Source organism: Stenotrophomonas sp. FW305-3-2-15-E-LB1, assembly GCF_058787375.1.
This window is the reverse complement of record NZ_JBYSZR010000030.1, coordinates 15,120-32,462: the sequence shown is the minus strand read 5'-3', so window position 1 is coordinate 32,462 and position 17,343 is coordinate 15,120. Positions and strand designations below refer to the sequence as shown.

General features: G+C 67.6%; 19 protein-coding genes. 18 read left to right on the top strand and 1 reads right to left on the bottom strand.

The features are described 5' to 3' along the window. Window positions 1–87: 87 nt before the first annotated feature. Together blaL2 and AC3WL7_RS17735 are read left to right on the top strand one after the other, a co-directional pair. A complete protein-coding gene (blaL2, locus tag AC3WL7_RS17740; protein WP_492752103.1) occupies window positions 88–984 on the top strand; it encodes a L2 family extended-spectrum class A beta-lactamase in 897 nt (298 codons plus the stop codon). Between the two features lie 60 nt (window positions 985–1,044). Continuing rightward, window positions 1,045–1,686 carry a hypothetical protein gene (locus AC3WL7_RS17735; protein WP_295517426.1) on the top strand — a complete coding sequence of 214 codons (642 nt, stop codon included), beginning with the start codon at window positions 1,045–1,047 and terminating at the stop codon, window positions 1,684–1,686. Between the two features lie 100 nt (window positions 1,687–1,786). On the opposite strand, the gene AC3WL7_RS17730 is transcribed toward AC3WL7_RS17735, so the two are convergent. Further along, the gene (locus tag AC3WL7_RS17730) at window positions 1,787–2,527 is read right to left on the bottom strand and encodes a DUF3011 domain-containing protein (protein ID WP_079222906.1); all 741 of its coding nucleotides are present in this window, start codon (window positions 2,525–2,527) and stop codon (window positions 1,787–1,789) included. Between the two features lie 158 nt (window positions 2,528–2,685). On the opposite strand from AC3WL7_RS17730, the gene aspS reads away from it, so the two are divergent. From aspS to ybgF, 16 genes are all read left to right on the top strand, one after another. Further along, window positions 2,686–4,437: an aspartate--tRNA ligase gene (aspS, locus tag AC3WL7_RS17725; RefSeq protein ID WP_492752100.1), complete on the top strand. Its 1,752-nt coding sequence runs from the start codon at window positions 2,686–2,688 to the stop codon at window positions 4,435–4,437. A gap of 16 nt (window positions 4,438–4,453) precedes the next feature. Beyond that, window positions 4,454–4,780: a DNA primase gene (locus AC3WL7_RS17720; protein ID WP_108760522.1), complete on the top strand. Its 327-nt coding sequence runs from the start codon at window positions 4,454–4,456 to the stop codon at window positions 4,778–4,780. Between the two features lie 32 nt (window positions 4,781–4,812). After that, window positions 4,813–5,334: a GNAT family N-acetyltransferase gene (locus tag AC3WL7_RS17715; protein WP_079222903.1), complete on the top strand. Its 522-nt coding sequence runs from the start codon at window positions 4,813–4,815 to the stop codon at window positions 5,332–5,334. 78 nt (window positions 5,335–5,412) lie between these two features. Beyond that, complete coding sequence (locus tag AC3WL7_RS17710) at window positions 5,413–6,045, top strand: esterase/lipase family protein (protein WP_108760523.1); 633 nt, start codon at window positions 5,413–5,415, stop codon at window positions 6,043–6,045. A 207-nt stretch (window positions 6,046–6,252) separates the two neighbouring features. After that, a complete protein-coding gene (locus AC3WL7_RS17705; RefSeq protein WP_200733580.1) occupies window positions 6,253–6,984 on the top strand; it encodes a YebC/PmpR family DNA-binding transcriptional regulator in 732 nt (243 codons plus the stop codon). A 105-nt stretch (window positions 6,985–7,089) separates the two neighbouring features. Continuing rightward, the gene (ruvC, locus tag AC3WL7_RS17700) at window positions 7,090–7,611 is read left to right on the top strand and encodes a crossover junction endodeoxyribonuclease RuvC (protein WP_079222900.1); all 522 of its coding nucleotides are present in this window, start codon (window positions 7,090–7,092) and stop codon (window positions 7,609–7,611) included. A gap of 13 nt (window positions 7,612–7,624) precedes the next feature. Next, on the top strand, window positions 7,625–8,218 hold the full coding sequence (gene ruvA, locus AC3WL7_RS17695) for a Holliday junction branch migration protein RuvA (protein WP_006386266.1): 594 nt from the start codon (window positions 7,625–7,627) through the stop codon (window positions 8,216–8,218). A gap of 49 nt (window positions 8,219–8,267) precedes the next feature. Next, complete coding sequence (locus tag AC3WL7_RS17690; RefSeq protein WP_079222899.1) at window positions 8,268–10,187, top strand: potassium transporter Kup; 1,920 nt, start codon at window positions 8,268–8,270, stop codon at window positions 10,185–10,187. A 498-nt stretch (window positions 10,188–10,685) separates the two neighbouring features. Continuing rightward, on the top strand, window positions 10,686–11,726 hold the full coding sequence (ruvB, locus tag AC3WL7_RS17685; protein WP_079222898.1) for a Holliday junction branch migration DNA helicase RuvB: 1,041 nt from the start codon (window positions 10,686–10,688) through the stop codon (window positions 11,724–11,726). Beyond that, a complete protein-coding gene (gene ybgC / locus AC3WL7_RS17680; RefSeq protein WP_079222897.1) occupies window positions 11,716–12,147 on the top strand; it encodes a tol-pal system-associated acyl-CoA thioesterase in 432 nt (143 codons plus the stop codon). The genes ruvB and ybgC overlap by 11 nt, the downstream gene beginning before the upstream one ends. Window positions 12,148–12,157: 10 nt before the next feature. Then, window positions 12,158–12,937 (top strand): protein TolQ, encoded by a 780-nt coding sequence (tolQ, locus tag AC3WL7_RS17675; protein WP_079222896.1) that lies wholly within the window; start codon window positions 12,158–12,160, stop codon window positions 12,935–12,937. A 24-nt stretch (window positions 12,938–12,961) separates the two neighbouring features. Then, complete coding sequence (tolR, locus tag AC3WL7_RS17670) at window positions 12,962–13,390, top strand: protein TolR (protein WP_079222895.1); 429 nt, start codon at window positions 12,962–12,964, stop codon at window positions 13,388–13,390. Beyond that, the gene (gene tolA / locus AC3WL7_RS17665) at window positions 13,380–14,438 is read left to right on the top strand and encodes a cell envelope integrity protein TolA (protein WP_492752087.1); all 1,059 of its coding nucleotides are present in this window, start codon (window positions 13,380–13,382) and stop codon (window positions 14,436–14,438) included. Before tolR ends, tolA begins: the two co-directional genes overlap by 11 nt. Before the next feature lie 175 nt (window positions 14,439–14,613). Next, a complete protein-coding gene (gene tolB, locus AC3WL7_RS17660) occupies window positions 14,614–15,933 on the top strand; it encodes a Tol-Pal system beta propeller repeat protein TolB (RefSeq protein ID WP_492752085.1) in 1,320 nt (439 codons plus the stop codon). Between the two features lie 63 nt (window positions 15,934–15,996). Further along, the gene (gene pal, locus AC3WL7_RS17655; protein ID WP_079222892.1) at window positions 15,997–16,515 is read left to right on the top strand and encodes a peptidoglycan-associated lipoprotein Pal; all 519 of its coding nucleotides are present in this window, start codon (window positions 15,997–15,999) and stop codon (window positions 16,513–16,515) included. Between the two features lie 3 nt (window positions 16,516–16,518). Next, a complete protein-coding gene (gene ybgF / locus AC3WL7_RS17650) occupies window positions 16,519–17,337 on the top strand; it encodes a tol-pal system protein YbgF (RefSeq protein ID WP_079222891.1) in 819 nt (272 codons plus the stop codon). The last annotated feature ends 6 nt before the right edge of the window (window positions 17,338–17,343 follow it).

Below are 17,343 nucleotides of genomic sequence, written 5' to 3'. Positions count from 1 at the left end.
TCAGCTCATGCCTGCCCCTGAAAATTCCCGCTGGTGGCATCGCGTCGCAGCTCCCGATAATCGGTGCTCGTCCACCGGAGCCCGCCCATGCACGCCCGCCGCCGATTCCTGCAGTTCAGTGGTGCCGCCCTCGCATCCTCCCTGCTTGCGCCCGCACTGGCGCGCGCTGCCGCCGCCGTGCCGGCCGCCATTGCCAATGCCGCCGATTTCGCCGCGCTGGAGAAGGCCAGCGGCGGCCGCCTGGGCGTAACCGTGCTGGACACCGGCAGCGATCGTCGCATCGCCGGGCATCGCCAGGACGAGCGCTTCCCGATGTGCAGCACGTTCAAGTCGATGCTGGTGGCCCACGTGCTGAGCCTGGCCGATGCGGGTCGCATCTCGCTGGACACCCGCGTGCCGATCGCCGAAAAGGACCTGCTGTCCTACGCCCCGGTGGCCCGCCGCCACGTCGGCAAGGACCTGAGCGTGCGCGACCTGTGCCGGGGCACGCTGACCACCAGTGACAACACCGCCGCCAACCTGCTGCTGGGCGTCAACGGTGGCCCGCCCGCGCTGACGGCGTTCCTGCGCGCGCAGGGCGACGCGGTCACCCGCAACGACCGCTACGAGCCGGAGATGAACCGGTTCGAGAAGGGTGACCCGCGCGACACCACCAGCCCGGCGGCGATGGCCGCCAGCCTGGCCCGTTTCGCGGTGGGCAATGGCCTGTCGGCGGCCTCCCGGCTGCAGTTCGCCGATTGGCTGATCGACAACCAGACCGGCGATGCCTGCCTGCGCGCCGGGCTCGGCAAGCGCTGGCGGGTGGGCGACAAGACCGGCAGCAATGGCGAGGACACCCGCAACGACATCGCCGTGCTGTGGCCGCGTGCCGGTGGCGCGCCGTGGGTGGTGACCGCCTACCTGCAGGGCGCATCGGTGGATGATGACCAGCGTGCGGCCGTGCTGGCGCGGGTCGGTGCGCTGGCCGATGCAATGATCCCCTGAGCCGTGCGGGGCAGGGCGCTGCGGTTTGCGCCTGCCCGGCATGGCCGTTAGGGTTGGGGCATGAATGTACGTGCCCCCCTGCTTTCCGTCGCCGCGCTGTGCAGCCTGGCTGCCTGTTCGCAGCAGACGCCAGCGATCAACCACGATCTGTCCACGGCCCCGGCCGATGCGTTCATGGCGGCCATCGCCGCCCACTGCGGCCAGGCCTTTGCGGGCAGGGTTGTCGAGGACACCCCGGCCCCGACCGGCGAGGATCCCTTCGCCGGCCAGCGCTTGGTGATGCACGTGCGCGGCTGCGCCGACCCGGGGCATGAGCTGCGCATCCCGTTCCATGTCGGCGATGACCATTCGCGGACCTGGATCATCACCCGTACCGAAAACGGCCTGAAGCTCAAGCACGACCACCGCCATGCCGATGGCAGCCCGGATGCGATCACCCTGTATGGCGGCGACAGCAAGCCGCCGGGCACCGCCGAGCGCCAGCAGTTTCCGGCCGATGGCGATTCGGTGGCGATGTTCCGCCGTGCCGGCATGCTGGCCTCGACCCACAACACCTGGGCGATGGAGGTCGAGCCGGACCAGCGGTTCGTCTATGAGCTGACCCGGCCGGAAGGACGCCGCTTCCGCGTCGAATTCGATCTCAGCAAGCCGGTGGCGCTGCCGCCGGCGCCGTGGGGCGACGAGGCCCCGCCGGCACCCTGACCCTTCCCTCAGCCACCCGGGCAGCGCCGGGCCATGCCCGGCGGCTTACCTGTGGTTGACCGCGCCGCTGCGCTCGCCGGGCATGGCCCGGCGCTACCCCTCACCGCGTGCCGAAGCGCGCCCGGCAGCCGTTGCTCACCCACACCTGCCCGCGCGAATAGCCCCAGCTGCGTCCTTCCTGGCAGGCACTGCCCGACAACTGCTGCTGCAGCACCGGGCGGCCCTGGCGTTCATCCCAGTCGCAGTTCTGGGTGCGATTGTTGTTGCTGCTGCAGGTGACGGAATAGTTGCTGTTGCCGCCGCCCCAGCCACCGCCGTGGCCGCCGCCCCAGCCGCCACGCGACTCGGCGAATTCGCCGCGGCAGCCGCGGTTGACCCAGATCGAGCCGTTGCGCATGCCCCAGGTCTGGCCTTCCACGCAGGACGAGCCGGAAATCTGCCGGACCAGCGACGCGCCGCGCCAGTTGGTCGGGCAGGTGCGCTCGCGGTTGTCCTGGCTTTCGCAGCGGATGGTGCCGCCGCTGCCACCGCCCCAGTTGCCGCCATTGCCGCCGCCCCAGCCACCGCGGCCCTCCACGAACTCGGCGCGGCAGCCATTGGTGACCCAGATGCTGCCGTTGCGGCTGCCCCAAGTACGGCCCTCCACGCAGGACGAACCGGACAGCTGGCGCACCATCTGCGCATTGCGCCAGCCGGTGTTGCAGACCCGCTCGCGGTTGTTCTGGCTTTCGCAGCGGACGACGCCGTTCTGCGCAGCGGCGGGGGCGACGGGCAGGGCGAGGCCGGCAAGGCCGCCCACAGACAAGGTCAGGGCCAGGCTGGCCAGGGACAGCGGTTTCATGGGCAATCCCCATACGGTGTGTGGTGCGCGACTATAAGGACGGGCCGGATAAAGCCCGTGTGACTGTCCGCATTTGCCCCGGCCGGGGCCTCGGCCGCAGAATACGGGGCTTTCCGGCCCCCGTCGGGTGCCGGCGTTCTCCAGCGGAGCTTTCCCCCATGCGTACCCACTTCTGCGGCCTGGTCGATGAGACCCTGATTGGCCAGACTGTCACCCTCGCCGGCTGGACCGACGTGGCCCGTAACCAGGGCGGCGTCTGCTTCATCGATCTCCGCGATCATGAAGGCATCGTGCAGGTGACCGTCGAGGTCGACAACGCCGAAGTGTTCGCCGTGGCCGCTTCGCTGGGCTATGAGGACGTGCTGCAGGTCGAAGGCGTGGTGCGCGCCCGCCACGCGGTGAACGACAAGATGGCCACCGGCAAGGTGGAAGTGATCGCCACGGCCATCACCGTGCTGAACAAGGCCGCCCCGCTGCCGTTCCACGCGCATGAGAACCCGGGCGAAGACACCCGCCTGAAGTACCGTTACCTGGACCTGCGCCGCCCGGAAATGCAGCGCATGCAGCGCACCCGCATCAAGCTGGTGCAGGCCCTGCGCCGTCACCTGGACGAGCGCGGTTTCCAGGACATCGAAACCCCGATCCTGACCAAGGCCACCCCGGAAGGCGCCCGCGACTTCCTGGTGCCGGCGCGCATGCACCCGGGCGAGTTCTACGCCCTGCCGCAGAGCCCGCAGCTGTTCAAGCAGATCCTGATGGTGGCCGGCTTCGACCGCTACTACCAGATCGCGCGCTGCTTCCGCGACGAGGCCCTGCGTGCCGACCGCCAGCTGGAATTCACCCAGCTGGACATGGAATTCGCCTTCGTCCGCGAGCAGGACGTGCAGGACTTCGTCGAGTCGATGATCCGCGCCATCTTCAAGGAAGTGGTCGACGTCGAGCTGGCCGCCACCTTCCCGCGCATGACCTGGGCCGAGGCGATGCGTCGCTACGGTTCGGACAAGCCGGACCTGCGCATCGCGCTGGAACTGGTGGACGTGGCCGAGCTGGTCAAGGACAGCGAATTTGCCGTGTTCACCGGCCCGGCCAATGACGCCGAAGGCCGCGTGGCCGCGCTGCGCATCCCGGGCGGTGCCACCCTGTCGCGCAAGCAGATCGACGAATACGCCGCGCATGCCGCCAAGTACGGCGCCAAGGGCCTGGCCTACATCAAGATCGCCGAGAACGGCGAAGTCAGCTCGCCGATCCAGAAGTTCTTCAGCGAGGCATCCTTCGCCGCCCTGGTCGCCCACGTCGGCGCCGGCAACGGCGACATCGTGTTCTTCGGTGCCGGTGGCTACAACAAGGTGTCCGACTTCATGGGCGCCCTGCGCCTGAAGGCCGGCAAGGACTTCGGCCTGGTTGCCGACGGCTGGGCCCCGCTGTGGGTCACCGACTTCCCGATGTTCGAATGGGACGAGGAAGACCAGCGCTACGTCGCCCTGCATCACCCCTTCACCGCGCCGGCCGTGGATGACATCGCCGACCTGCGCGCCAACGCCCGTACCGCCGTTTCGCGCGGCTACGACATGGTGCTCAACGGCAATGAAATCGGCGGCGGCTCGATCCGTATCCACCGCCCGGACATGCAGAGCGCGGTGTTCGAGCTGCTGGGCATCGGTGCCGAAGAGGCCCTTGCCAAGTTCGGCTTCCTGCTCGACGCGCTGAACTACGGCGCACCGCCGCACGGCGGCATCGCCTTCGGCATCGACCGCATCGCCGCCCTGATGGCCGGCACCGAGTCGATCCGCGACGTCATCCCGTTCCCGAAGACCACCGGTGCGCAGGATCTGATGACCGATGCGCCGTCGCCGATCGTCGACACGCAGCTGGCCGAAGTGCACATCCAGGTTCGCCCCAAGACCAACTGATCAGGAGATCCAGGCAATGACCGAGTTTGCGTTTTCGCTGGAGTGGGAAAAGCTGGGCAATGAAGGCTCCGAGGCCAACCTGGTCACCGAGCGTGCACGTGTCTTCGGTGGTTGGCTGGTCCGCGTCGGTACCAACCCGGCGGCGATGGCCCTGACCTTCGTCGCTGACGGCGAAGGCCGTTGGGACGGTGAAGACTTCGGCGTCGAGGATTACGAGGACGACGAAGAGGAAGAGGAAGAGTTCGACGAGGACGAGGAAGAAGGCGAGGACGAGGACGAAGAGGAATACGAGGAAGAGGACGAGGAAGAAGAAGACGAAACCGAGTCGCCGGAACGGGCTTGACCCCGACCGTCGCCCTGGCGTCAACTCGACCCATGTATTCCATCCGCCGCGCCACCGTGGACGATGCGCCGACCCTGTCGGCGCTGGCTGCCCGCACGTTCACCGAGACCTTCGGCCATCTGTACCCGCCGCAGCACCTGCAGGATTTCCTCGAGGAGTCCTACACGGTGGAGCGGCAGCGCACCATCCTGGCCCACCCCGATTACGCGGTGTGGCTGCTGGAGCTGGACGGGGAGGCGGTCGGCCATGCCGCCGCCGGCCCCTGCGGGCTGCCGCACCCGGACGTGAAGCCGGGTGATGGCGAGCTCAAGCGCCTGTACCTCATCAAGACCCAGCAGAGCTGTGGCTGGGGCAGCCGCCTGCTGGAAACCGCACTGGCCTGGCTGGAACAGGACGGCCCGCGCACCCTGTGGCTGGGGGTGTGGTCGGAAAACTTCGGTGCCCAGCGTTTCTATGCCCGTTACGGCTTCGAGAAGGCCGGCGAGTACCTGTTCCCGGTTGGCGAAACCAACGACCTGGAATTCATCCTGCGCCGGGTGCCGCGTCCGGCATGAGGCCGTTCACCGGCGCTTGCCGGTCGATTCTGTTCAATCACCGTACGTCCCGCCCCGCCGAACGCCAGGCTGCAACGCATGACTCCCCCCGTACTGCTTCTGCATGGCATCTGGAATGCCCGCGCCTGGGTCGGGCCATTGGCCTGGCGCCTGCGCGCGCGTGGTTTCCAGGTGCATGCCTTCGGTTACTCCTCGGTATTCGGTGGCCCCGATGTCGCCGTGCCGCAGCTTCTTGAGCGCCTGGCCGATGCCGGGCCGCTGTCGCTGGTCGGCCACAGCCTGGGCGGCCTGCTGGCGCTGGAGGCCCTGCGCCGCCAGCCGCAGCTGGATGTGCAGCGCGTGGTCTGCCTGGGGTCGCCGCTGCGTGGCAGTGGCACGGCGCGGTCGCTGTCCGAGCACGGCTGGGGCCTGGCCCTGGGCCGCAGCAGCGAACTGCTGCTCGATGGCCTGCCGGACTGGCAGGGCAGGGCGAAGGTCGGGCTGATTGCCGGATCGGTGCCGCATGGCCTGGGCAGCCTGCTGGGCGCGCTGGATGACGTATCCGACGGCACCGTGGCCCTGGCCGAGACCCGCCTGCCGGGCCTGGCCGACCACTGCGTGGTGCGCACCAGCCACAGCGGCCTGGTGGTATCGCCTGATGCCGCACGGCAGACCGCGCACTTCCTGCGCCACGGCCAGTTCGACCACAGCCGCGACGCCGCCGCCGCGTAGGTTGGTAGGTGCGACCGGCCGGCATTGGTGGGCGCGACCGACCTGCACTGGTGGGTGCGACCGGCCGGCATTGGTGGGTGCGAACCGTTGGTTCGCACGCTCTTCGCCGGGCCATGCCCGGCGGCATCTACCGCCCTAGACACGGTTGCGGCCGCCGATCAGGTAGAATCCGCGCCTTGATCCTGAAGCAGCCAGACGGTAACACCCATGGGAAGAGGTCCCTCGATCGAAAACCGCAAAAACGCGTCTGACGCGAAGCGCGGCAAGATTTTCACCAAGATCATCCGCGAGATCGGCGTTGCCGCGCGCGGCGGTGGAGGCGACCCCAACAACAACCCGCGCCTGCGTGTTGCCATGGACAAGGGCCTGAGCGTGAACATGTCCAAGGACGTGATCGAACGCGCCATCAAGAAGGCCACCGGTGAACTGGAAGGCGTCGATTACGAGGAAATCCGCTACGAGGGCTACGCCCCCGGTGGCGTGGCCGTCATCGTCGACTGCCTGACCGACAACCGCGTCCGCACCGTGGCCGATGTCCGCCACGCGTTCAGCAAGTGCGGCGGCAACATGGGCACCGAAGGCTCGGTCGCCTTCATGTTCAAGCGCCTGGGCGTGCTGCACTTCGCCGCCGGTGCCGATGAAGAAGCAATCACCGAAGCGGCCATCGAAGCCGGCGCCGACGACATCGTGGTCTACCCGGAAGACGGCGCGATCGACGTGGTCACCAGCCCGGACGCGTTCAACGCGGTCAAGGATGCAATGGCTGCGGCCGGCCATGTCGCCGACCACGCCGAGATCACCTTCCGCGCCGACAACGACATCAAGGTCGAGGGCGATGTCGCCCTGCAGGTCAAGAAGCTGCTGGACATGCTGGAAGACCTGGACGACGTGCAGGACGTGTATTCCAACGCCGATCTCGGCGCCGACGCCTACGCCTGAGCCGTCTTCGACGGCCTGGGCGCGGGCCGTTGAACGGTCACCGCGGACAGTCATGAGCCCATTGCCCTGCCAGCGTTTCCCGTTCCACCCGGCCAGGAGTGCCACATGACCCGCATCCTCGGCATCGACCCCGGTTCCCAGCGGACCGGGGTCGGCATCATTGATGTCGACGCCGCCGGCAAGGTCAGCCACGTGCACCACCAGCCGCTGGTGCTGCTGGGCGCCGACGATTTCCCCCAGCGCATGAAGCTGCTGGTGCTGGGCCTGGCCGACCTGTGCCGGGAATACCAGCCGGACGAAGTGGCCATCGAAAAGGTCTTCATGGCCCGCAACCCCGATTCGGCGCTGAAGCTGGGCCAGGCCCGTGGCGCGGCGATCTCGGCGGTGGTGCTGCGCGATCTGCCGGTGCACGAATACGCCGCCAGCGAGATCAAGCTGGCCGTGGTCGGGCGCGGTGGCGCCGAAAAGCAACAGGTTCAACACATGGTCGGGCTCATGCTCAACCTGAAAACCAAGCTGCAGGCCGACGCGGCCGACGCGTTGGCCGTGGCGATCACCCATGCCCACGTAAGGGCGACGGCCAACCGCCTGGGGCTCAGTGCCCGCCAGGCCTGGGGCCGCAAATGAGGAGCTGCACGCAATGATCGGTCGACTGCGCGGCATCGTCGCCTACAAGGCACCGCCGTGGCTGGTGGTGGATGTGAACGGGGTGGGCTACGAACTGGAGGCGCCGATGAGCACCTTCTACGACCTGCCCGAACTCGGCCGCGAGGTCACCCTGTACACCCATTACTCGCAGAAGGAAGACAGCGTCTCGCTGTACGGCTTCCTGCGCGAGGGTGAGCGCCGCCTGTTCCGCGATGTGCAGAAGGTCAGTGGCATCGGCGCGAAGATCGCGCTGGCCGTGCTGTCCGGTGTCACCGTCGAAGAGTTCGCGCGCATGGTGCAGGCCGGCGACATCACCGCGCTGACCCGCATCCCCGGCATCGGCAAGAAGACCGCCGAGCGCATGGTGCTGGAGCTGCGCGACCGCGCCGCCCAGTTCGGTGCAGGCGGCGCATTGCCGACCGGCAGCGGCCCGGCCCCGGCCGATCCGCTGTCCGACGCCACCGTGGCCCTGCAGCAGCTGGGCTACAAGCCGGCCGAAGCGGCGCGCATGGCCCGCGAAGCCTTCAATGAAGGCGACGAAGTGGCCACCGTCATCCGCAAGGCCCTGCAGTCGGCGCTGCGCTGAAGCGCGCCGCCTCCCACCCCACAACCGCCTGAGCTTCGCCAGGAGAGCCATGTCCAGCAGTCAAACCCCGCACGCAGCCGCCCCCGGCGGCCATGGTCACGCCCCCCCGGCCGGGGGAATGGCGCTGATCATCGGTGCGATCGGCGTGGTCTTCGGCGATATCGGCACCAGCCCGCTGTACACCCTGAAGGAGGCGTTCTCGCCGCACTACGGGCTCAACAGCGACCACGACACCGTGCTCGGCGTGCTGTCACTGGCGTTCTGGGCGCTCAACATCGTGGTCACGCTGAAGTACGTGACCATCATCATGCGCGCCGACAATGACGGCGAGGGCGGCATCATGGCGCTGATGGCGCTGACCCAGCGCACGCTGCGCAACGGGTCACGCTCGGCGTACGTGGTCGGCATCCTCGGCATCTTCGGTGCGTCGCTGTTCTTCGGCGACGGCGTGATCACCCCGGCCATTTCCGTGCTGGGCGCGGTGGAAGGCCTGGAGGTGGCCGCCCCGGGCCTGCATGCCTTCATCGTGCCTATCACGGTGGTCGTGCTGATGGCCGTGTTCGCGGTCCAGCGCTTCGGCACCGAACGGATCGGCAAGCTGTTCGGGCCGATCACCACGATCTGGTTCCTCTCGCTGGCCGCCATCGGCATCTACAACATCGTCGATTCGCCGGAAGTGCTGAAAGCCTTCAACCCGTGGTGGGCCATCCGCTTCTTCATGGAACATGGCTGGCACGGCATCTTCATCCTCGGCGCGGTGGTGCTGGCGGTGACCGGCGGTGAAGCGCTGTACGCCGACATGGGCCACTTCGGTGCCAAGCCGATCCGCCATGCCTGGTACTTCTTCGTGCTGCCGTGCCTGGTGCTGAACTACCTGGGGCAGGGCGCACTGGTGCTCAACCACCCCGAGGCACTGAAGAACCCGTTCTTCGAAGCCGTGCCGGACTGGGCGCTGTACCCGATGATCATCCTGGCCACCATGGCCGCGGTGATCGCCTCGCAGTCGGTCATCACCGGCGCATTCTCGGTGTCCCGCCAGGCCATGCAGCTGGGCTACATCCCGCGCATGCGCATCAAGCACACCTCGCACGACACCATCGGCCAGATCTACATCCCCGGCATCAACTGGGGCATCGCCGTCATGGTCATCGGCCTGGTGCTGGCATTCCGCAGCTCGTCCAACCTGGCCGTGGCCTATGGCATCTCGGTGTCGGCCACCATGCTCATCGACACCCTGCTGCTGGCCCTGGTGGCCCGCTCGCTGTGGCCGAAGGCGCGCAACTGGATCCTGCCGCTGTGCGTGGTGTTCTTCATCATCGACCTGGGCTTCGTCATCGCCAACGGCGCCAAGCTGCTGCAGGGCGCGTGGTTCCCGGTGGTGCTGGGCATCTTCCTGTTCACCATGATGCGCACCTGGCGCCGTGGCCGCGAGCTGCTGCGCGATGAGATCCGCAAGGACGGCATCCGCATCGACACCTTCCTGCCGGGCCTGATGCTGGCGCCGCCGGTGCGCGTGCCGGGCACCGCGGTGTTCCTCACCGCCGACCCGACCGTGGCCCCGCATGCGCTGATGCACAACCTCAAGCACAACAAGGTGCTGCACGAGCGCAACGTGTTCCTGCACGTGGAAACCCTGCCCATCCCCTATGCGATGGAAGGGCAACGGTTGAAGATCGAATCGGTGGGCGACGAGTTCTACCGGGTCTATGTGCGCTTCGGCTTCATGGAAACCCCGGACGTGCCGCTGGCGCTGATGCGCTCGTGCGACCACGGCGGCATCTACTTCGACCCGATGGACACCACGTTCTTCGCCAGCCGCGAGACCATCGTCGCCACCGCCAACCGCGGCATGCCGATCTGGCGCGACAAGCTGTTCGCGCTGATGCACAGGAATGCGGCACCGGCCACCGGCTTCTTCCGCATCCCGGGCAACCGCCTCGTCGAACTGGGTGCGCAGGTGGAGATTTAATCTCCACCTGCGCTACGCCCCACGATTTGCTACGCAAACCGCGGGCCCCGCGCGCATTCCACCTTATCCCCCCGCCTGTCGGCGCGCCCCCTTGAACAACAAGGGGGCTCCACTTGCGGAGATGCCGCGCGCCTGAAGCTGAGCCCCTCTGCTCCTTGTTCCATCCACGCGTGGCGTGGATCTACCGGGTAGAGCAAGGTCGACACCTACCAGATCCGACGCCGTGCCGACCAACGGTCGGCACCCACCATCAGCAGCAGGTTCCGGCAGACCGCAGCAAACTGTCGAAGGCGGGGTGGGTCCGGTTGAGGGGGTGTGAGCGGCATGGATGCCGCGACCAAGCCCCCATGGATGGGTTTACGGCGTCCCCCTCAGCCGGACCCACCCCGCCATCCCACGGCATGCCCGCTTCTGCTTCGGCCTTTGACGTTGCTCTGGCCTCTGCGGGTGCCGGGCGCAGCCCGGCCGAAACCCGCACTTTTGCCGCATAATCACGGCATGACCGACGATCGCATCATCGGCGCCGGCGCCACCCGCGAGGATGACGCCGCCGACGCCAGCATCCGACCCAAGCGACTGGCCGATTACCTCGGCCAGGCGCCGGTGCGCGAGCAGATGGAAATCTACATCCAGGCCGCCAAGGCCCGTGGCGACGCGCTCGACCACGTGCTGATCTTCGGCCCGCCCGGCCTGGGCAAGACCACCCTCAGCCATGTCATCGCCAACGAACTGGGCGTGGCGCTGCGGGTGACCTCCGGCCCGGTGATCGAGAAAGCCGGCGACCTCGCCGCGCTGCTGACCAACCTGCAGCCGCACGACGTGCTCTTCATCGACGAAATCCACCGCCTGTCGCCGGTCGTCGAGGAAGTGCTGTACCCGGCGATGGAAGACTTCCAGATCGACATCATGATCGGCGAGGGCCCCGCGGCCCGCTCGATCAAGATCGACCTGCCGCCGTTCACCCTGATCGGCGCCACCACCCGCGCCGGCCTGTTGACCGCGCCGCTGCGCGACCGCTTCGGCATCGTCCAGCGCCTGGAGTTCTACAGCGTCGAAGAACTGACCCGCATCGTGCGCCGTTCGGCGGCCATCCTGGCCATCGACTGCACCGCCGACGGGGCAGGGGAGATCGCCCGCCGCGCGCGCGGTACCCCGCGTATCGCCAACCGCCTGCTGCGCCGCGTGCGCGATTACGCCCAGGTCAAGGCCGGTGGCCATATCGACGAAGCCGTCGCCCAGGCCGCCATGAAGATGCTCAAGGTCGACCCGGAAGGCTTCGACGAGCTTGACCGGCGCCTGCTGAAGACCATGGTCGACTACTTCGACGGTGGCCCGGTGGGCATCGAATCGCTGGCCGCGGCCCTGTCCGAGGAGCGCGGCACGCTGGAAGACGTGGTGGAACCCTACCTGATCCAGCAGGGCTTCCTGGTGCGCACCGCGCGCGGCCGCATGGCCACCCACAAGGCCTACCGGCACATGGGCCTGAAGCCCAAGAACCCGCCGCAGGACCTGTTCGCGGAGGTTCCCGATGTCGGTTGAGCCCCGATTCAGTTGGCCGACACGCATTTACTGGGAAGATACGGACGCTGGCGGGGTGGTCTACCACGCCCGCTACGTGGCCTTCATGGAACGGGCCCGGACCGAATGGATGCGCGCGCTGGGCTACGGCCAGGAGCGCATGCGCAGCGAGCACGGCATGGTGTTCGCGGTGCGTTCGATGCAGATGGACTTCATCAAGCCAGCCCGGCTGGATGACGCCCTGCAGGTGAGCGCCACCCTGGTCCAGCTGAAGAAGGCCAGCATGGTCTTCGACCAGCGGGTTGAGCGCGACGGCGAACTGCTGCTGTCGGCCCAGGTCCGCATCGCCGCACTGGACGCGGCCAGTTTCCGCCCGCGTGGCATGGACGAACCCGTCCTTGCCGCGCTGCAACCCTACCTCCACCCCGAATCCGAACTTTGAGGAACAACGGATGATCGCAACGCTCCTGGCCCTGCAGGCCACGGTCACCGAGGCACTGCCGGCCGATGTCAGCAATGCCGCGACCCAGACCCTTGCCCAGGCCACCACCGGCGGCGGCATCAACTACCTCGAACTGATGGCCAAGGCCAGCCTGCCGGTGAAGATCATCGTGCTGCTGCTGCTGGTCGGCTCGTTCGTCAGCTGGGTGATCATTTTCCGCAAGGCCCGCGTCTTCAAGCAGGCCACCCGCGAAGCCGACGAGTTCGAGAACCGCTTCTGGTCCGGCGCCGACCTGGGCAAGCTGTACAGCTCGGCCACCGACCGCAGCCGCAATGTCGGCGGCCTGGAAGCCATCTTCGAAGCCGGCTTCCGCGAATACAGCCGCCTGCGCGACAAGCGCCGCCTGGATGGCCGTGCGCAGCTGGAAGGTGCCCAGCGCGCCATGCGCACCACCTACACCCGCGAAGTGGACCAGCTCGAGCGCAACCTCGAACTGCTGGCCAACATCGGCTCCACCGCCCCGTACGTGGGCCTGGTCGGCACCGTGTTCGGCATCATGGTCACCATGCACGACATGATCAGCAGCGGCGCCCAGGCCGGTATCGCCGCCGTCGCGCCGGGCATTTCCGAAGCGCTGTTCGCTACCGCCATCGGCCTGTTCGTGGCCATCCCGGCGGTGTGGGCCTACAACCGCTTCACCACCCGCGTGGAGCGCATGTCGGTGCGGTTCGAGACCTTCGCCGAAGAGTTCAGCTCGATCCTGCAGCGCCAGAGCGCTGGCGACGAGTAAGCGACTGACCCGGGAGTCCAAGCCATGTCCGCTGCCATCGGTCGCCGCAAGCGCCGCAAGCTGAAATCGGAAATCAACGTCGTTCCCTACATCGACGTCATGCTGGTGCTGTTGATCATCTTCATGGTCACCGCGCCGCTGCTTACCCTGAGCTTCGATGTCGACCTGCCGCAGTCCAACGCCAAGGCGCTGGAAAGCAAGCAGGACCCGGTGATCGTCTCGGTGCGCGAGGACGGCCAGCTGAGCCTGAAGCTGCCCGACGCCAAGGAGCCGGTCGCGGTCAGCGCCGAGGAACTGGAAGGCCGCCTGGCCGGCATCGCCGCACAGGACAAGGGCGTGCGCGTGATCGTCGCCGCCGACCGTGCCGTGGCCTATGAAAAGGTCATCGCGGCGATGGATGTCATCAAGCGCGCCAAAGTCGACAAGGTAGGCCTGGCCACCGATGCACGCTGACACCCTGCCACCGCCGCACAAGCAGGAACCGGGCTGGGGCCTGCCCCTGGGCCTGGCCGTGCTGGTGCACCTGCTGGTCGCGCTGGTCTTCATCGTGGCCTGGCTGTGGTCGCCGGAACGCAACACCGAAGCCGCCGCCGGCGATCCGTCGGTCGAGGCCAGCCTGGCGCTGTCCTCCGCCGAGGCCGCCGCCGCGCGCCAGGCCCTGCGCCAGTCCGAAAAGCTGGAAGACCTGCCGCAGCCGGTGCCCGAGCCGGTGCCGGTCGCCGTGCCCGAAGACACCATCCCGCCGCCGCAGCCGATCGAGGCGCCGCGCCCGCAGGACGCGCCCACGCCGCAGCAGCAACAGGCGCAGGAGCGCGTGGCCCAGCCGGACACCAAGGACCAGGATGCCGCCAACGCCCTGGCCATCTCGCAGGAGAAGGCCAAGCAGGAGCAGGAGGCCAAGCGCCGCCAGGAACAGATCGACCTGACCGAACGCAAGCGCCAGGAAGAAGCCGAGCAGAAGGCACGCCTGGCCAAGCAGCAGGAAGAAGACGCCAAGAAGAAGATCGCCGACCAGCAGAAGGCGGCGGCCGACAAGGCCGAGGCCGAGCGGCAGAAGAAGATCGCCGACATCCGCGCCAAGCGCGAGCAGGCCGAGAAGGAAGCCAAGCTGGCCGAGCAGAAGCTGCGCCAGGTTGCTGCGGCCCGCAATGCAGCCGGCGCCGCCGCGGCCAGCAACAGCAGCCAGGCCCAGCCGGCGGGCGGCGGGGGCGGCACCAGCGATGATCTTTCGGCCAAGTACGCTGCAGCCCTGGTGAACAAGATCCGTGGTTCGTGGACCCGTCCGGACAGTGTGCCGCTGGGCCAGCGCTGCCAGATCACCATCACCCAGATCCCGGGTGGACAGGTGCTGCAGGCCAAGGTGGGCGCCAACTGTCCCTACGACGAAGCCGGCAAGCGCTCGATCGAGGCGGCCGTGCTCAATGCGCAGCCGCTGCCGTACCGCGGCTTTGAATCGGTGTTCGCGCGCACGCTCAACCTGACGTTCACCCCGCAGGACTGATCGCGGGTCGTCGGACAGCCCCGTCCGCCCAGTGCGGCGGGGCCATGATGTCAACGACGCGTGACCGCGCAGGCTGGCACTGACCCGGAATTCACGTACCCTTGGTTCATGATTGCGAAGCGGTTCACCCGCCGTTTGCTATCCCTCGTACCGGTTTCCCCCTATTGAGCGCTCCATGAAGAAGATGCCTCGCTGGCTTGCCGTGTTTGCGGCCCTGTTGCTGCCCTTCGCTGCCTTCGCGCAGCAGAGGAGCCTTGACCTTGAGATCGTCGGCGGCAATGCCTCCGCGCTGCCGATCACCGTCGTGCCCATGCCCTACCAGGGTTCGGCCGGCGCCCCGCAGACCGATGTGGCCGGCGTCGTCCGCGCCGACCTGGAGCGTTCGGGCCAGTTCCGCACGCTGCCCGAAGCACAGATCGTGGAAAAGCCGAGCCGTGGCGGCGAGATCCAGTTCCCGACCTGGCGCGCGCTGAAGCAGAACTACATCGTGGTCGGCCGTGTCATGGACGCCGGTGCCGGCGCCTACCGCGTCGAGTACGAACTGTTCGACGTGCCCAAGGGCGAGCGCCTGCTCGGCCTGGCCATGACCGCGCGCGGCAATGCCATGCGTGATGTGGCCCACCAGATGGCCGACGCCATCTACGAGAAGATCACCGGCGTGCGCGGTGCCTTCTGGACCCGCATCGCCTACGTCACCGCCAGCGGCAAGGGCGATGCCATGCGCTACGCGCTGATGGTCGCCGATTCGGATGGCTACAACCCGCAGACCATCGTCCGCTCGGCCGAGCCGCTGCTGTCGCCGTCGTGGAGCCCGGATGGCGGCAAGCTGGCCTACGTCAGCTTCGAGCGTGGCAACTCGGCCATCTACATCCAGAACATCTCCACCGGCGCCCGTGAGCTGGTCACCAGCTTCCGCGGCATCAACAGCGCCCCGGCCTTCTCGCCGGACGGCCGCAAGCTGGCCCTGACCCTCTCGCGTTCGGGCAACCCGGAAATCTACGTGATGGACCTGGGCAGCAAGCAGCTGACCCAGCTGACCAACCACTTCGCCATCGATACCGAGCCGACCTGGGCCCCGGACGGCAGCGCGGTGTACTTCACCTCCGACCGCGGCGGCCGTCCGCAGGTCTACAAGGTGGGCGCCGGCGGCGGCAGTGCCGAGCGCGTGACCTTCCAGGGCAACTACAACGCCAAGCCCTCGGTGTCCTACGACGGCAAGAAGATCGCCGTGGCACAGGGCTCGGGCAACAGCTACAAGATCGCGGTGATGGACAGCTCGCTGGGCTCCGCGCGCTGGAACACGCTGTCGGTGGGCTCGCTGGACGAGTCGCCGAGCTTCGCCCCGAACGCGAGCATGGTGCTGTACGCCGCGCGCGAAGGTGGCCGTGGCGTGCTGTATGCCGTCTCGGCGGATGGGCGTGTCCGCCAGCGCCTGGTGCTGGCCGATGGTGACGTGCGCGAACCGGCATGGTCGCCATACCGTACCCAGCGCTAAAAGAGTGTTAATATTTTCGCTGTATTGACCCCTCATCGGCCTAGGAGCCACAAAGGTATTGCCATGAACAAGTCCACCCGCGTTCTGCTTGTTTCCCTGCTGTCTGTGGCCGTCCTGGCCGGTTGCTCGAAGAAGGTGAAGGAAGAGCCGGCAGCCCCGGTTGACACCGGCACCTCGACCACCGCCCCGACCGGTCCGTCCACCTCCGGCCTGTACGGCCCGGGCGACCTGGACACCGACGCCTGCCTGCGTCAGCGCGTTGTCTACTTCGATCTGGACAAGGAAGACGTGAAGCCGGAATTCCAGGCGATCATGGCTTGCCATGCCAAGTACCTGCGTGACCGTCCGTCCTCGCGCATCACCCTGCAGGGCCACACCGACGAGCGCGGTTCGCGCGCGTACAACCAGGCCCTGGGCGAGCGTCGTGGCAACGGCGTCAACTCGGCCCTGCAGGCCAACGGTGGCTCGGCTTCGCAGCTGACCGTCGTGTCCTACGGTGAAGAGCGTCCGGTCTGCACCGAGTCGAACGAGTCCTGCTGGTCGCAGAACCGTCGCGTCGAAATCGTCTACACCGCGCAGTAATCCATGCGCATTGGCATCAAACTGATGCTGGTCGTTGCGGCAGCCCTCGTGGCTGCCGCACCGGCGCACGCACAGCGGCAGAGCCTGGCCGACCGTGTCGGTTCCCTCGAGCAGCAGATGTACAACAACAGTGCCAACCAGGACCTGTTGAACCAGATCAACCAGCTGCGCCAGCAGGTCACCAGCCTGCAGTCGACCCTCGAGCAGATCCAGCACGAAAACGCCCAGCTCAAGCAGTCCTCCCAGGACCAGTACCTGGATCTGGACGGCCGCCTGAACCGGTTGGAAGGGGGCAATGCAGCGCCCGCCCTGCCGCCCGTTCCGGCAACCCCGTCGAAGGCCCCCGCGGCCCCGGCGCAGCCCACTGCAGCGGCCACTTCCGAGCGGCCGCCTTCGGTGCATGGCGACCCGGGCAGCCTGGCGGCCACCGGTGACGAACGCACCTCGTACAACGTCGCCTTCGATGCGCTGAAGGCCGGCAAGTACGATGATTCGGCGCAGCTGTTCCTGAGCTTCCTGGAGCTGTACCCGAACGGCGTCTACACCCCCAACGCGCTGTACTGGCTGGGTGAGAGCTACTACGCCACCCGCAATTTCCCGATGGCCGAGACCCAGTTCCGCGAACTGCTCTCGCGTTATCCCACCCACGACAAGGCCCCCGGCGGCCTGCTCAAGGTTGGCCTCTCGCTGTATGGCGAAGGCAAGGTCGACCAGGCCCAGCAGACCCTGGAAACCGTCGTGGCGCAGTACCCGGGCTCGGACGCCGCGCGCACCGCCCAGGACCGCCTGCAGTCCATCCGCCTGGGTCGGCAGATCCGCTGAGCCGCC

Bases quoted from the DNA above. Each gene is read 5' to 3' on its own strand.
- tolQ (WP_079222896.1), top strand. From the start codon at position 12,158: ATGATCGCAACGCTCCTGGCCCTGCAGGCCACGGTCACCGAGGCACTG.
- AC3WL7_RS17705 (WP_200733580.1), top strand. From the start codon at position 6,253: ATGGGAAGAGGTCCCTCGATCGAAAACCGCAAAAACGCGTCTGACGCG.
- AC3WL7_RS17720 (WP_108760522.1), top strand. From the start codon at position 4,454: ATGACCGAGTTTGCGTTTTCGCTGGAGTGGGAAAAGCTGGGCAATGAA.
- tolB (WP_492752085.1), top strand. From the start codon at position 14,614: ATGAAGAAGATGCCTCGCTGGCTTGCCGTGTTTGCGGCCCTGTTGCTG.
- AC3WL7_RS17710 (WP_108760523.1), top strand. From the start codon at position 5,413: ATGACTCCCCCCGTACTGCTTCTGCATGGCATCTGGAATGCCCGCGCC.
- ybgC (WP_079222897.1), top strand. From the start codon at position 11,716: ATGTCGGTTGAGCCCCGATTCAGTTGGCCGACACGCATTTACTGGGAA.
- aspS (WP_492752100.1), top strand. From the start codon at position 2,686: ATGCGTACCCACTTCTGCGGCCTGGTCGATGAGACCCTGATTGGCCAG.
- pal (WP_079222892.1), top strand. From the start codon at position 15,997: ATGAACAAGTCCACCCGCGTTCTGCTTGTTTCCCTGCTGTCTGTGGCC.
- ruvC (WP_079222900.1), top strand. From the start codon at position 7,090: ATGACCCGCATCCTCGGCATCGACCCCGGTTCCCAGCGGACCGGGGTC.
- ruvB (WP_079222898.1), top strand. From the start codon at position 10,686: ATGACCGACGATCGCATCATCGGCGCCGGCGCCACCCGCGAGGATGAC.
- AC3WL7_RS17690 (WP_079222899.1), top strand. From the start codon at position 8,268: ATGTCCAGCAGTCAAACCCCGCACGCAGCCGCCCCCGGCGGCCATGGT.
- blaL2 (WP_492752103.1), top strand. From the start codon at position 88: ATGCACGCCCGCCGCCGATTCCTGCAGTTCAGTGGTGCCGCCCTCGCA.
- AC3WL7_RS17715 (WP_079222903.1), top strand. From the start codon at position 4,813: ATGTATTCCATCCGCCGCGCCACCGTGGACGATGCGCCGACCCTGTCG.
- AC3WL7_RS17730 (WP_079222906.1), bottom strand. From the start codon at position 2,527: ATGAAACCGCTGTCCCTGGCCAGCCTGGCCCTGACCTTGTCTGTGGGC.
- tolA (WP_492752087.1), top strand. From the start codon at position 13,380: ATGCACGCTGACACCCTGCCACCGCCGCACAAGCAGGAACCGGGCTGG.
- ybgF (WP_079222891.1), top strand. From the start codon at position 16,519: ATGCGCATTGGCATCAAACTGATGCTGGTCGTTGCGGCAGCCCTCGTG.
- AC3WL7_RS17735 (WP_295517426.1), top strand. From the start codon at position 1,045: ATGAATGTACGTGCCCCCCTGCTTTCCGTCGCCGCGCTGTGCAGCCTG.
- tolR (WP_079222895.1), top strand. From the start codon at position 12,962: ATGTCCGCTGCCATCGGTCGCCGCAAGCGCCGCAAGCTGAAATCGGAA.
- ruvA (WP_006386266.1), top strand. From the start codon at position 7,625: ATGATCGGTCGACTGCGCGGCATCGTCGCCTACAAGGCACCGCCGTGG.